General features: G+C 57.8%; 13 protein-coding genes and 1 pseudogene. 5 read left to right on the top strand and 9 right to left on the bottom strand.

Annotated elements, in window-relative coordinates; genetic code table 11:
* Positions 1–5 precede the first annotated feature (5 nt).
* Positions 6–884, top strand: a pseudogene (locus tag DHN60_RS08860) (ABC transporter permease); the annotation flags it as partial.
* A gap of 233 nt (positions 885–1,117) precedes the next feature.
* Here DHN60_RS08860 and DHN60_RS08855 read toward each other — a convergent pair.
* The 6 genes from DHN60_RS08855 to dapE all read right to left on the bottom strand — a co-directional run bounded on the left by DHN60_RS08855 (position 1,118) and on the right by dapE (position 7,724).
* Positions 1,118–2,473: a lytic murein transglycosylase gene (locus DHN60_RS08855; RefSeq protein WP_108836966.1), complete on the bottom strand. Its 1,356-nt coding sequence runs from the start codon at positions 2,471–2,473 to the stop codon at positions 1,118–1,120.
* 67 nt (positions 2,474–2,540) lie between these two features.
* Positions 2,541–3,260, bottom strand: coding sequence for a YafY family protein (locus DHN60_RS08850; RefSeq protein ID WP_108836929.1), 720 nt, complete (start codon positions 3,258–3,260; stop codon positions 2,541–2,543).
* A gap of 48 nt (positions 3,261–3,308) precedes the next feature.
* Positions 3,309–5,561: a ribonuclease R gene (gene rnr / locus DHN60_RS08845; RefSeq protein ID WP_108836928.1), complete on the bottom strand. Its 2,253-nt coding sequence runs from the start codon at positions 5,559–5,561 to the stop codon at positions 3,309–3,311.
* 32 nt (positions 5,562–5,593) lie between these two features.
* Entirely contained in the window at positions 5,594–6,163 is a 570-nt protein-coding gene (locus DHN60_RS08840; protein ID WP_108836927.1) for a DUF2064 domain-containing protein, read from the bottom strand.
* Positions 6,160–6,582 (bottom strand): GNAT family N-acetyltransferase, encoded by a 423-nt coding sequence (locus DHN60_RS08835; RefSeq protein ID WP_108836926.1) that lies wholly within the window; start codon positions 6,580–6,582, stop codon positions 6,160–6,162. The genes DHN60_RS08840 and DHN60_RS08835 overlap by 4 nt, the downstream gene beginning before the upstream one ends.
* Complete coding sequence (gene dapE / locus DHN60_RS08830) at positions 6,579–7,724, bottom strand: succinyl-diaminopimelate desuccinylase (protein WP_108836925.1); 1,146 nt, start codon at positions 7,722–7,724, stop codon at positions 6,579–6,581. Before dapE ends, DHN60_RS08835 begins: the two co-directional genes overlap by 4 nt.
* A gap of 246 nt (positions 7,725–7,970) precedes the next feature.
* Between dapE and DHN60_RS08825 the strand changes: the two genes are divergently transcribed.
* Positions 7,971–9,554, top strand: a complete 1,584-nt coding sequence (locus tag DHN60_RS08825; RefSeq protein WP_108836924.1) for a Hint domain-containing protein — start codon at positions 7,971–7,973, stop codon at positions 9,552–9,554.
* Complete coding sequence (locus DHN60_RS08820) at positions 9,551–10,630, top strand: Hint domain-containing protein (RefSeq protein ID WP_108836923.1); 1,080 nt, start codon at positions 9,551–9,553, stop codon at positions 10,628–10,630. Before DHN60_RS08825 ends, DHN60_RS08820 begins: the two co-directional genes overlap by 4 nt.
* Here the strand turns inward: DHN60_RS08820 and DHN60_RS08815 are convergent.
* Both DHN60_RS08815 and dapD read right to left on the bottom strand, forming a co-directional pair.
* Positions 10,627–10,986: a hypothetical protein gene (locus tag DHN60_RS08815; protein WP_108836922.1), complete on the bottom strand. Its 360-nt coding sequence runs from the start codon at positions 10,984–10,986 to the stop codon at positions 10,627–10,629. The genes DHN60_RS08820 and DHN60_RS08815 overlap by 4 nt on opposite strands.
* A complete protein-coding gene (dapD, locus tag DHN60_RS08810) occupies positions 10,979–11,806 on the bottom strand; it encodes a 2,3,4,5-tetrahydropyridine-2,6-dicarboxylate N-succinyltransferase (protein ID WP_108836921.1) in 828 nt (275 codons plus the stop codon). Before dapD ends, DHN60_RS08815 begins: the two co-directional genes overlap by 8 nt.
* Positions 11,807–11,926: 120 nt before the next feature.
* Between dapD and DHN60_RS08805 the strand changes: the two genes are divergently transcribed.
* A complete protein-coding gene (locus tag DHN60_RS08805) occupies positions 11,927–12,769 on the top strand; it encodes an LOG family protein (RefSeq protein WP_108836920.1) in 843 nt (280 codons plus the stop codon).
* A 51-nt stretch (positions 12,770–12,820) separates the two neighbouring features.
* Positions 12,821–13,408 carry a hypothetical protein gene (locus DHN60_RS08800; protein WP_108836919.1) on the top strand — a complete coding sequence of 196 codons (588 nt, stop codon included), beginning with the start codon at positions 12,821–12,823 and terminating at the stop codon, positions 13,406–13,408.
* Between the two features lie 4 nt (positions 13,409–13,412).
* On the opposite strand, the gene DHN60_RS08795 is transcribed toward DHN60_RS08800, so the two are convergent.
* The gene (locus DHN60_RS08795) at positions 13,413–13,625 is read right to left on the bottom strand and encodes a hypothetical protein (RefSeq protein WP_108836918.1); all 213 of its coding nucleotides are present in this window, start codon (positions 13,623–13,625) and stop codon (positions 13,413–13,415) included.
* Positions 13,626–13,638 lie beyond the last annotated feature (13 nt).

Genomic DNA, 13,638 nt, shown 5'->3' with positions numbered 1-13,638 from the left:
TGGGCCTTCCACCATATGCCACGACAGGTCAGCGGATCTGGTACTACAGCTTTCGAGTGATCTGCGGGCTGATCTTCTTCTTCCTGATCGCGCCCATCGTCGTTGTCATGCCGCTGTCGTTCAACGCGCAGGACTTCTTTACCTTCACACCGGAAATGCTCCGGCTGGACCCCGAAGGCTACTCGCTCAAACACTACGAAGACTTCTTCACCAACCCGCAATGGCAGTTGGCAATGAAGAATTCGCTGATCATCGCGCCTATCGCGACGATCATTTCGGTTAGCCTCGGCACACTCGCCGCCATCGGGCTTTCGCAGTCCCATGTGCCCTTCAAAGGGACGATCATGGCGATCCTGATCTCACCGATGATTGTTCCTCTGATCATTTCGGCCACGGGCATGTTCTTTTTCTATTCATCCCTCGGGAACTGGATGGAAAATACGCTGGGCCTCGACAAAGGATTCGTGGGCTATGTCAAAGTCATCCTTGCGCACGCCGTTCTAGGCATCCCATTCGTGATCATCACCGTGACGGCCACGCTTGTGGGCTTTGACCGCTCCCTTACACGGGCTGCAGCCAACATGGGCGCAGGTCCCGTCACCACGTTCTTCCGCGTGCAAATGCCCCTTATCCTGCCCGGCGTCATCTCGGGCGGTCTCTTTGCATTCATCACATCCTTTGACGAGGTGGTCGTTGTGCTGTTCGTGGGGTCCGCCAGCCAGAAGACACTGCCATGGCAAATGTTCATCGGCCTGCGCGAGCAGATCAGCCCGACGATTCTGGCCGTGGCGACAATCCTCGTGGTAATTTCCATCGGCTTGCTCACAACGGTCGAGCTGTTGCGCCGCCGCTCGGAGCGGCTGCGCGGGATGAGCCCGGGGTAAACCAGCCTAAATCCCTTCATTGCGCTGGTCATTGTCTTGATGATGGCCGCAGCGCCAAACTGTTATCCCGAACTGGGTTTGTGCAACTTTGCTATCTGTGGAGACGTATGCTTGGCGGCGGACCTGTCTCCGGTGCCAATAGCGGCAGGCATTCACTAGGCTCAATCTGGCCATAAACCTTCGCCAATGCGGCACCCGGCCGAGGGTGACGTTCAATGTATGAGCGTCAAACGCTAGCGCAGCCGTTGCAGCAGTTCGAGTGAAGCATAGCCGTCCGGTGTCATGCCTTGCGCGCGCTGAAACCCTCGTACCGCTTCAAGCGTCTTGGGCCCAATCCTGCCATCGACACCTTGGGTATCAAAGCCGGCGGCGCTCAAACGCTGCTGCATCTCTTGGCGTTCGGCAAAGGTGAGCGCGCGATCACTTCGAGGCCAACTGGCCTTGAACTCTGATCCGCCTGCGATGCGATCACTCAGATGCCCGACACCGATCACATAAGCATCCGCCGCGTTGTACCGCTCAATCACACCAAAGTTGTCAAATATCATCAGCGCAACGCCCTGACTGCCCGCTGGCAATAGGATCGACGCTTGCCCATGGTTCGAAACTGCCTTTCCGTCCATACCCACGACCCCCATCCGCGCCCAGCGGGCAGGTGTCCGGGTGACCGTGCGAATAGCCAGCGCGTAGTCGAAGTTACGCGGCAGTTTGACTTCAACACCCCAAGGTTGACCTTTTTCCCAACCGAATTTCGCCAGATACGCAGCGGTTGAGGCGAGCGCGTCGGTCGGATCATCCGACCAGATGTCGCGCCTGCCGTCGCCAGTGAAATCCACCGCATAGTCGAGATATGAGGTCGGAATAAACTGCGTATGCCCCATGGCCCCAGCCCATGATCCCGTCATCTCACGCGGGCTCGTGTCGCCGCTTTGCAGAATCCTGAGGGCAGCAATCAATTGCTGCTCAAAGAACTCTCCACGGCGACCATCATAGGCCAGTGTGGCAAGGCTTTGGATCACGTCACTTTGGCCGCGAAACGTCCCGTAATTGCTTTCCAGTCCCCAAACGGCAACAACGACTTCCTTATCGACGCCATAACGGGCCTCAATAGCCTCGAGCACGCGGCGATGCTTACGCAGCGCGGCGCGGCCGTTTTCGACCCGCGTGTTCGAAGCAGCACTGTCCAGATATTCCCATATCGTCTTGCTAAATTCAGATTGGTTGCGGTCGCGTTTGATCACGTCCGGGTCATAGTGCACACCCCGGAATGCACCATCAAACACGTCGCCGCGAATGCCCTGGGCTTGTGCGCGGGCGCGCAAGCCGACACGCCAATCCTGAAACCCAGCGTCCTTGGCCGAGGGCGCAACTTGGGGCGGCGCCTTTTCTGAAACTGCCGATGGGCGCAACTTGGGGCGCGAAACGGACGGACCCGGAACCACAAGAATGGGAATCGAAGCGGCCCTGCTCACCTCGTCGCCTCTTGGTCGCACCTCAGGTCTCAGCGACCCGCTGAGGTTTTGTGCCAACGCCGATTGCGTAATCAAAAGGGCACCAACAATGGCCCCAAAGGTGACTGCCCACCGCATTTTTGCCTCATGTTCGCTTTTTCGCGTTGCCGTTATTGTATCGAAAATAGCGCTGTCGCGAAAGGCTTCAATCTGTGCCTGTGCGGTCCCTTGCCCGCCGATCGTCCTCGGCACGCAGATGCGCAAGGTGATCACGTAGCAGAGATACGCGATGCGGGCGAAAGCTGTCTTGGGTCACAGACAGGTCGTCCATCCGATCGAGGCGGAAAATCCTGAAATCCTGCCGTAGGTGGCACCAAGCAAGCAGCACATTCGTTTCGTCGAAATAGACGATGCCCAGCGGTTTGACCGCCCGTTCCGTCGCAACTCCGTTGGCATCGTGATATGCAAAGCGCACGCTAACCTCATCCCACGCCGCCTGCCTAAGGGCCGCGACATCTATGCGCGGCTCTAGACGCTGCCTGTACCGGCGCGCGTCCAGCACAGCATGCTGCAATCTATGGGCCTGTTTCGGGGGCACACGTGCTTGGATCTTGGCCAGTGCCGAGCTTGCTGCTTTTGCCAAAGTAGGGTCAGCAATCGCAGCAACATCCCGCAACCCGAGCACAAGCGCCTCAAGCTCGTCATCCTCAAAGCCCAGCGGCGGCAGGGTCGCATCCTCGATCAGGGTGAAGCCAAACCCAGCCTCGCCATCGATCACCGCACCAAGGCCGCGCAATTCGTCGATGTCGCGATAGATCGTGCGCAGCGACACATCCATTTCATAAGCCAGTGACTGCGCCGTAATGGGTGGCGCCAGTCGGCGAAGGGTTTGCATCAATTGGAACAGGCGATGGGTACGGGTCATGACATGACCTTACCATACATCCTGTCAGAAAATGGCAGTAAGAATGCGCTAACGCTTACGGCTGATCTTGCGTTTGACCTTATCGCCGCGACGCTTGGACTTGACGGCCTTGCGGCGCGGACTGCGGCCCGCCGGGCTGGTCCGGCCTTTGGGCAGCGATTGCCCATCTAGCGCCAAAAGTTCGAGAGCAATGCCACCCGTGACCGGCACCGCTTCGGCCAGACGGACGGTGGCGCGTTGGCCCACACTGATCGTCAACCCGGTGTCTGCACCCATTAGCGTGCCCGCCTCACGATCAAAGTGGAAATACTCTGCACCGATGGCGCGCATGGGCACCAACCCGTCTGCGCCGCTGTCATCCAGCTTCACAAACACGCCGAACTTGGCGATGCCAGCCACGCGCCCTTCCATTTCGTCCCCAACCCGTTCGCTAAGGTATGCGGCCAGATACCGGTCTGTCGTGTCCCGTTCAGCGGCCATAGACCGCCGTTCGGTATCAGAGATATGCGTGCCCGTTTTTTCCAGCGTGTCCGCATCCTCGGCGCGCAACCCGTCATTGCCCCAGCCATGGGCCGAAATCAGCGCGCGGTGCACGATCAGGTCAGCGTAACGCCGGATGGGCGAAGTGAAATGCGCATAGTTCTTTAATGCCAGCCCGAAGTGACCAAAGTTCGCAGGTCCGTAGTAGGCCTGTGTCATCGAACGCAAAGTGGACAGGTTGATCAACTCCGCATCATCCGTATCGCGCGCCTGTCCCAGCAGACGGTTCAGGTGTGCCGTCTTCAGGACCTGCCCTTTGGCAAGGTTGAGGCCAGCCGCCTGCGCAGTTTCACGCAAGGCTTCCAGCTTTTCTGGCGCAGGTTCTTCGTGGTTGCGAAACAGGAGGGGTGATTTCTTCGCGTTCAGCGTCTCGGCCGCGGCGACATTGGCCAACACCATGAACTCTTCGATCAGGCGGTGCGCATCCAGACGATCCTTGAACGCAACAGATGAAACCGTGCCGTCTTCCTCCAGCACGATCTGACGTTCCGGCAGGTCCAACTCAAGCGGTTGTCGCCGGTGACGCGCATCAAGCAACGCGGCGTAGGCGGCGTAGAGTGGTTTCAAAACAGGCTCTAACAAAGGCAAAGTGCGTGCGTTCGGAGTACCGTCTATGGCCGCCTGAACCTCTTCATAGTTTAGCGATGCAGGCGAACGCATGAGGCCACGGTGGAATTCATGCCCAATCTTTTCCCCATGTGCATCGATCTGCATATGCACGGCTATACATGCCCGCGGAACGCCTTCGTGCAGCGAGCACAGATCACCCGACAATCGATCTGGCAGCATCGGCACAACACGATCCGGGAAGTAGGTCGAATTTCCTCGCTTTTTGGCTTCGCGATCCAGCGCAGAACCGGGCGTGACGTAGGCCGCGACATCCGCAATCGCGACCCAGATGACATGCCCGCCCTCATTCTTGGGATCGTCATCGGCATGGGCGTAACAGGCATCGTCATGATCGCGTGCATCCCACGGATCAATGGTGATCAGGGGCATGTCGCGCAGATCGGTGCGCCCTTTCAACCCTTTCGGTTTTTGCGCATCTGCTTCGGCAACCACATCATCAGGAAAGGCATCCGGGATGCCGTGTTCATGGATCGCAATCAGCGACACGGCCTTGGGTGCGCCCGGATTACCGAGGCGTTCGACCACGCGGGCGCGTTGCAGCCCGATGCGCGCCTTTGGACCGGCCTGCTCGGCTTCGACCAATTCGCCGTCTTTTGCCCCACCTGTCGCGTCACTGGGCACAGACCATTCGTTCTGGTTGCCCTTATTCACCGGAACGATCCGACCGCCTTCGGCACCTTGGCGAAAAACACCAAGAATACGGGCTGGGTTGGAACCGATGCGCCGGATCAGGCGGGCTTCGTAGTGGTGGTCATCTGCTTGCACCAAAGTCAGACGCGCCAGAATACGGTCGCCTTCGCCAAGAGCCGGGTCGGAGGCACGAGGGATCACCAACACTTTGGGTTCAACCCCGGTGCCGTGCCATTCCATGGGCCGAGCGAACAAATCGCCATCATCGTCCGGGGCGGCCACAAGCAGCACGCTGACTGGCGGCAGGCGGTCCGGGTCAGAATAGGTTTTCTTGCGCTTTTCAAGATGGCCTTCTTCAGCCAGTTCCTTGAGCAGGCGCTTGAGGTCAATCCGCGCAGCCCCTTTTATGCCAAAGGCTTTGGCAATATCGCGCTTGGCTGTCAGGGTCGGATTTGCGGCGATCCAGTCAAGGATCTCGGGCTTGGATGGGATGCGGCTCATGCCAGATCAGGTAGCACGCATGCCATATGACGTCATGGCAAATCGTCGCCTGTATCAACATCAGCGAGCGTTGAGATCAGAGCGATCCGTTTCCCGGCAAGGGCCGCACGGCTATCTGCCAGCGCGTGTTCGCTGGACCAACGCACTCCATCCAACGCACGAGGATGTAAAAGAGAGCCTAACTTGGCCCCAATAAGCCAGTATCCCCCATCCAGGGCCGGACCGAACACTGCGTCATGGCGCCCAAGTGCTGCAAACCCGTCGGCGATATGTGCACGTGTAATGCCCGGAACATCGGCCCCGATCACACAGACCGGGCCACCCGCACAGCGCATCATGCGCACCATCCGGTCTCCCAAATTGCCCCGACCCTGCGGCCAGCGTGGGAAATGTGCAGGCCAGCAGCGTGACGAAACGCCTTCGATGTCTGGCGCAACCGCCAGAACCACATCCCAGCGAGGATCCTCAATCTGACGCAACAAACGCCTAACCTGATGACGAAACCACCACGTGGCAGGAACCATTCCAATGTCGCGCCCCAGTCGAGTCTTGACCCGACCCGGACGCGGTACCTTGACCATGATCACCAAAGTGGGTCTCAAAGAGCGCGGTCCATATCGCGGTGCGGGATTCCTGCATCGTCATAAACAGGGCCGAATGCTGCGAACCCTAGTTTCTCATAAAATGCCATTGCGTGTGTCTGCGCACCCAGCTTTGCCCGTGTTAGTCCCGGTTGCTGCCGCGCTATTTCAAGACACGCCATTATGATCGCTGCACCAAGGCCCGTGCCCCGCGCGTCCTTCAAAACGCAAACGCGCCCAATCGCCGCGACATTTTCAGCGATCAGTATCCGTGCGCAGCCAAGAGGCTTTCCGTCCACAGTAGCCAAAACATGCAACGCTTCTTCGTCGCGGCCGTCTATTTCATCCGCAAGACTTACGCCCTGTTCCTCCATGAACACGGTGCGGCGCAATGAAAGACAGGTCGCCACGTCTTCAGTCTGCGTAATCGTCCAATTCATGCAAAGTAGTCTCGCAAAATGCGCCCATAGATCACCTTGAGCTGGTGGATATGGTCGACACGAACATGTTCATCAACCTTGTGCATCGACTGGCCAACAAGACCAAATTCAACGACCGGGCAATGGTTTTTGACAAAACGAGCGTCTGACGTCCCGCCGCTGGTGCTGAGGACTGGAACGACGCCTGTCTCGTCCTCAACCGCACGCGCCACAAGATCGGACAATGGGCCGGGTGGTGTCAAAAAGCTCTCGCCCGACACTTTGATGCGCACGTCAACTTGGACGCCATATTGGGTCGCGATCGCATCGGCCTGTGCATTGAGCCAAGCCGAAAGACTGTTCCCACTATGGAGATCATTGAAACGGATGTTCACGGCAGCGCGAGCCTCGGCTGGGATCACGTTGGTCGCCGGATTGCCCGTGTCCACGGTGACGATCGCCAAGGTCGACGCATCAAAATGATCGGTGCCTTGATCCAACTCGTGGCTGGCAAGTTGATCCATCAGCCGGATCAGAGGGGGCAAAGGATTGTTAGCTCGATGCGGATAGGCCGAATGGCCCTGCACGCCGGTCACCGTAAACCACGCCGTCATCGAGCCACGCCGCCCGATCTTCATCATCTCGCCCATAGTTTCGGGGCATGTGGGCTCTCCCACCAGACAGTCGCTCATCGCCTCGTCCGCATCACGCATGTGATCTAACAACGCGGTTGTACCGTCGATTGCATCGCCTTCCTCATCCCCCGTGATGGCAAGGATAACGGCCCCGTCTGGGGGCGTGTTCGTGACAAAATCCACCGCGGCAGCAGCAAATGCAGCCACGCCGGATTTCATATCCGTCGTGCCCCGCCCATACATGATGCCGTCCTGTACCACTGCCCCAAACGGATCCATGGACCAAGCGGCCGCGTCACCCACCGGCACGACATCTGTATGACCGTTAAATCCGAGACTGCGGGCGTGTCTCTTGGGGCCCCATCGGGCAAACAAGTTGCGGATACCGCCCTTGTCGGCCCAAGCGCACTCGAAACCTGCGGCCTTCAGCAGTTCGTGCAAAACATCCAACGCCCCACCATCTGCAGGGGTTACGGACGGACAGCGCACAAGATCGGCTGTCAGCGCGACCGGATCAATATCTGACATTGGCACTTCCTACCTTAGGTTGTGGCGAAAAGGTCGCGTTTCCGGGGCCTTGGCATGACAAGACAGTTAACAACAGGTTAACTCCTGTGCTAGGCTCCAAGGATAATAATACAGCCCGAGGCAGGGTAACAGCAGTTCGGTCGCCAACGTGTGACCACACCAAAGTGCAAAATCTGCACGATATGACACGCGAAAAAACCGCGTGCGCTGCGTCTGTTCTGCGTTCGGTCTTGAAGCAGGCAGAACATGGTTTCAGCAATAGAAATCCCCGTAACAACCGTGCGCGAAGGCACCAGCGCTGAAGATATGGCAAACGCCATTTTCGGGAATGGCGTATCGGTCGAGTCTGCGTCCTACACTGGTGATGTCGACAGCGCTGGTATCTTCGACGTGGACAATGATGACGCCTTGGGCGCAACACCGGGAAGAACCGGCGTTATTCTGTCTACTGGCGATGCTGAGGACTACACCAACTCCTCCGGCGAGGCGAACCAGTCAAATTTCACCTCTACAAACACCCGCGGCCAAAACAACAACAGTGATTTCAACGCGGCAGCTGGCGTGCGCACCTACGATGCGTCCTATCTCGACGTCGACTTCATACCCGATCACGACGTGATGACCATGCAATTCACGTTCAGTTCGGATGAATTCCCCGAGTTCCAGAATTCGATCTTTCAGGACCTTGTCGGGGTTTGGGTCAACGGGCAATTGGTCGAGATGGAAGTCGGCAATGGCGACATCGACCCGGGCAACGTCAACAACACCACAAACGAAAACCTCTATGTCGACAACACCAACGACGGTTTCAACACAGAGATGGACGGGTTTACCGTAACGCTCAGCCTGACGATGGTCGTGAAACCCGGAGAGTTGAATACGATCCGGTTGGGCATTGCCGATGTTGGTGACAGCTCTTTCGACTCGAACTTGCTGATCGCAGCCAATTCCGTTCAAACAGAACTGGTTGCCATAACGGACACTGTGAGCGTGAACCCGGACGGGTCCAACACCATCAACGTCCTTGATAACGATCTCAGCCCGTCAAATTCGACACTGACTATTACCCATGTCAACGGCCAACCAGTAAGCCTCAACAGCGAAGTCATATTGCCCACCGGACAGAAGGTCATTGTCGGCGAGAACGGTGAACTGACCATCGAGGGCGATGGCGACGATGAGGATTTCAACTTCACCTATGCCATTTCGGATGGGGTGAACACCGACACAGGGTTCGTCAACGCCACGTCCATTCCCTGTTTCGTGGCCGGAACTCGCATTGCCACGCCGTGCGGTGATGTCCTCGTCGAGGATCTGCGGCCCGACGATCTGGTGCTGACGCAGGACGATGGCCCACAAGCCTTGCGGTGGGTCGGCACACGTACGGTTGCCGCTGTAGGTGACTTTGCGCCCATCCTGATCCGAGCTGGTACATTTGGGGGCCATAGCGATGTCATGGTGTCACCGCTGCACCGTGTACTGATCCGCGACAGCCTGTCCGAATTGCTGTTTGGCGAGGCAGAGGTGCTTATCGCCGCCAAAGACCTGGTGAACGATCATTCAGTCATCCGCCGTAACGGCGGAGAAGTCACTTACGTCCATCTGATGTTCGATAAGCATCAGGTGGTGTACTCAGATGGGCTTGCGACCGAAAGCTTTCTGCCAGGGCCGCAGACTGTCAAAAGTATGGAAGCTGAGGCGGTTGATGAAATCTGCGCCATTTTCCCTGAATTAGACCCACATACAGGCGACGGTTATAGCCCCGCGGCACGCCGCATGCTCAAAGGGTATGAGGCGACGTTGTGGCGCTCAGCACAGGCCGCCGCATGAGCTGGATCGGGCTGACAGACCATCAAGACGGCCGTTTTTCCCGGTCGGGGTTGGACCTTGATCATACCGAAGCGAACCTGCCCAAACGCCTTGAACGCGGGACGTTTATGTTTGAAACACATGTCCCCGGACAGACACGGCCGCACGACCTTTTCGGGATCACACACCATTCTCCATGGCCACGCGCCCTGATGTTCAGCGCGCTTCCGGGTGGCGGAGTCGCTATGGTGCACCGCCACAAGGATGACTTGATCCATTCGGCACTAAAATGGTCGGGCGATGGTCGGGCATATACTTTGCGTGTGACCTATTCATGGGACACGCGCATAAATTGGGGTCGTCTGGCACTTGAGAAACCCCAGGGTGGGCAGACGGTTACCAACACGGTGCATGCGGCGCACCCTCAGCTTACCGAAGACGCGCGTGATTTGATGCTGGGCATGGCAGAACGGACTCTGTCCCGAGATGTGGTCTTTGCCGGGGTGTCCACCAAAATCACCCCAATTGGACCCATGCCGACATTGCATCCTGCAACGCCTATCGCGACGCCCGGCGGATACAAGGACGCGGGACGTCTACAACGTGGGGACACAGTGATCACAGACACTGGTGCCATCGTCCCAGTATTGAACGCGGTGCGCACTCGGGTGCCCGCACGGGGCAGTTTTGCGCCTGTGCACCTGCGCGCGCCCTACTTTGGCTTGACCCAAGACATCATCGTTGCACCGGAGCAACAGCTGGTTTTGCGCGGATCCGAAGTGGAATACATGTTCGGGCAAGAGGCGGTGCTTGTCCCCGCACGTCACGTGGTCAACGGCTATGCCGCGACTTGGGCCGCCAGCGGAGCACTCGTGGATTACGTCCAAGTTGTCCTGCCGGGGCATGAAGTCCTGATAGCAGCCGGATGCGCGGTAGAAAGTCTCTATATCGGGCGGATCAGACGGGATGAACCGCGGTTGGCCGCAAGTGTTTTACACGATGCGCCAAGCCGTCTGCTGCCAGAACACGCCAAACCATACCATCAGGTGCTGCGCCCGTTCGAAGCGATCACTTTGCTGGATCAGCGCGCCGCCTAGTCCGTATCAGGTTCATCCCCAAAGAACGGGGTCATTTGAGCCACGATGACCGAATTTTCGTCCAGAGCGCGCTGCATCAGTTCGCGCTCATCCGCTCCAATCTCGTGGCCCTCGGCCTCTCGATCAGCCAAAGTGCCGTACCCCGTCACATCCAAAGGGGCGGTGTCTGCCTGTTTGAGCAGGGCCACGGTTTCGCGCACCGCCTCGGCCTCGTCCACGCCGCTGGCAAAACACATCAATGCCGCGCTGGTCGCGCCTTCGGGCAGACCGTCGCCTGTCTTGCGGCCGATCTGAACCACAAGGGTATAGACCTGCTGGCGCGACGGTTTCTTGGGCTTTTTACCCGTGTCAGTCACGCAGCAACTCGTTGATGGATGTTTTGGAGCGGGTCTGCGCGTCGACCTTTTTGACGATCACCGCGCAGTACAGATTCACACCGTTCTTGGACGGCATGGACCCTGCGACAACAACCGATCCCGCGGGCACTTCGCCATAAGTGAATTCGCCGGTCTCGCGATCTACGATCTTGGTCGACTGCCCAATGAAAACGCCCATGCCCAGAACGGACCCTTCGCGCACGATGCAGCCTTCAACCACTTCGGAGCGCGCACCGATAAAGCAGTTGTCTTCAATAATGGTTGGTCCCGCCTGCATTGGCTCTAGCACGCCGCCAATGCCAACGCCGCCTGACAGGTGAACATTCTTTCCGATCTGCGCGCAGGAACCGACCGTGGCCCATGTATCGACCATGGTGCCGCTGTCGACATAAGCGCCGAGGTTCACGAATGATGGCATCAGCACCACGCCGGGCGCGATAAAGGCGGATTTGCGCACAACGCAGTTGGGAACAGCCCGGAAACCAGCGGTCCGCCACTGGTTATCGCCCCAGCCTTTGAATTTGGAATCGACCTTGTCCCACCAGCCGCCGCCCTGCGGGCCGCCATCCTGCTGTTCCATGTCCTTGATGCGGAATCCCAGCAGCACGGCCTTCTTGGCCCACTGGTTCACGTGCCAATCGCCGTTGTCTTGGCGCTCCGCCACACGCAGCTGACCGCTGTCCAGCGCGTTCAACGTATCTTCGATCGCCTCGCGCGTTTCTCCGGTGGTGGCAGGCGTGATGGTATCACGCGCCTCCCAGGCGGCTTCGATTGCGGTTTCAAGCTGTGCGTTGGACATCGCGTTGTCTCCCCAAATGGTCGCGGCGCTTAGACAACAATCCGAGGCACCTTGCAATCACATCTGGGCAAGCCCGTGTTCGCCAGTTACGCTGCATACTGGCCACAGGAGCACGCCTTGATGAAAGACGACCGACACAGCCCGTTTCGGGACGCCCATACAGATCGTACGGCCGCCGAAGGGGTTCCAGACACGCCCCAAACCCGTTCGCCCGCCTATGCGCTCGCCTTCGCGGACGAGGAATTCATGTGTCGCGAAGAATTGCGCCCCGTCCGGTTACAGCTTGAGTTGCTCAAACCTGAACTGATGATGAACGAAGCAGGCGTGGAATCGACCATCGTCATGTTTGGCGGTGCGCGCATCCCGGACCCCGTTGATAAGGATTCAGCACGGACAAAAACGCTCGCAGATCTGTCGCACTTTTATGACGAGGCGCGTACATTTGCGCGCCTGATGACAGAAAAATCCGTGGCCACTGGTGGAACCGAAAACATCATCGTGACAGGGGGCGGCCCCGGCGTGATGGAGGCGGGCAATCGCGGTGCGTACGACGCTGGTGGACGTTCCATAGGACTGAATATCGTTCTGCCATTCGAACAGGCGCCGAATTCATTCGTCACACCCGATCTTGCGTTCAACTTTCACTACTTTGCCATTCGCAAGATGCACTTTTTGATGCGTGCCCGTGCAATCTGTGTGTTTCCTGGCGGGTTTGGGACGCTGGACGAACTCTTTGAATCCCTGACCCTGATCCAGACCGGGCGCATGGAACGTGTGCCTTTCCTGCTGTTTGGCCGCGCGTTCTGGGAGGGGATTATCAATTGGGACGCCCTGTCCGATGCTGGCACCATATCGGCGGACGATCTGGACTTGTTCCGCTTTGTTGAAACGGCCGAACAGGCAATCGATATCATCGACACTTGGGGTCCAACCGAGAAACGCGGCGAAGTGCCGGGGCGCTAATATCTCACCCGATTAAAATCGGTGGGCGCAATACATACGGAGAAACGTACAATGAAAACGACCATGCTTGGCGGCATCATATTTCTTATTCCAGTCGCTGTGATATCGATCCTTCTTGCCAAGATTTTTCAGCTCAGCATGGTTGTGGCGGAACCAATCGACCAGATCATTCCGATCAGCAGAGTTGCGGGCGTCGCGTTCGTCAACTTCCTTGCAATCATTGTAATCTTGGCCGTCTGCTATGTTGCAGGCTTGCTGGCAAAAACCGCATTCCTTTCTGGAAAAGTTGGAGTGGTTGATGGTTTGCTGACCGATACAATTCCCGGCTATGCCGTTGCCAAAGGCGTACTCGGCAGTGTCTCCAAAAAGGAAGACTTGGCAGCCATGCTGCTCCCGGTTGTTGTGCGGTTCGACGACTATGAGCAAATCGCATTCGAGATCGAGCGCGAAGGCACCAAGGTCGTTATTTTCCTGCCCGGCGCGCCGTCAGCATGGTCCGGTTCGACTGTTATCGTGGACGCGGCGCGGGTACAGAAACTCGATCTACCAACTCACAGAACGATCAAGCTGATGCGTGTTCTGGGACGTGGGTCACTTCAGGTTCCAAACGAGATGCCTAGCAAAAGCGCCGAGGCTTGATGCTTTAGGCCAATGCCTCGGTCGGGAGAACGCACACTTTGACGCGGTTCAGCATGGTCTCGACAATATCACCGGCTTCCGTTTCGCGGATGCTATAGCCAAAACCGGCCAGACGGTGTTTCCATTCGCGACGCGACAATGCCTTGTTCCGTTCGCCTATGACAAAATCAAGTATTTGCGCTTCTGCAAATTGGTCTTGGTCAACAATGATCGACATGGGTTTTCTCCAG

It is taken from the genome of Tateyamaria sp. Alg231-49, from assembly GCF_900143535.1.
Classification (GTDB): Bacteria; Pseudomonadota; Alphaproteobacteria; order Rhodobacterales; family Rhodobacteraceae; genus Tateyamaria.
Note: the sequence above shows the minus strand (reverse complement) of the source record. Positions and strands in the feature narration are given on the sequence as shown.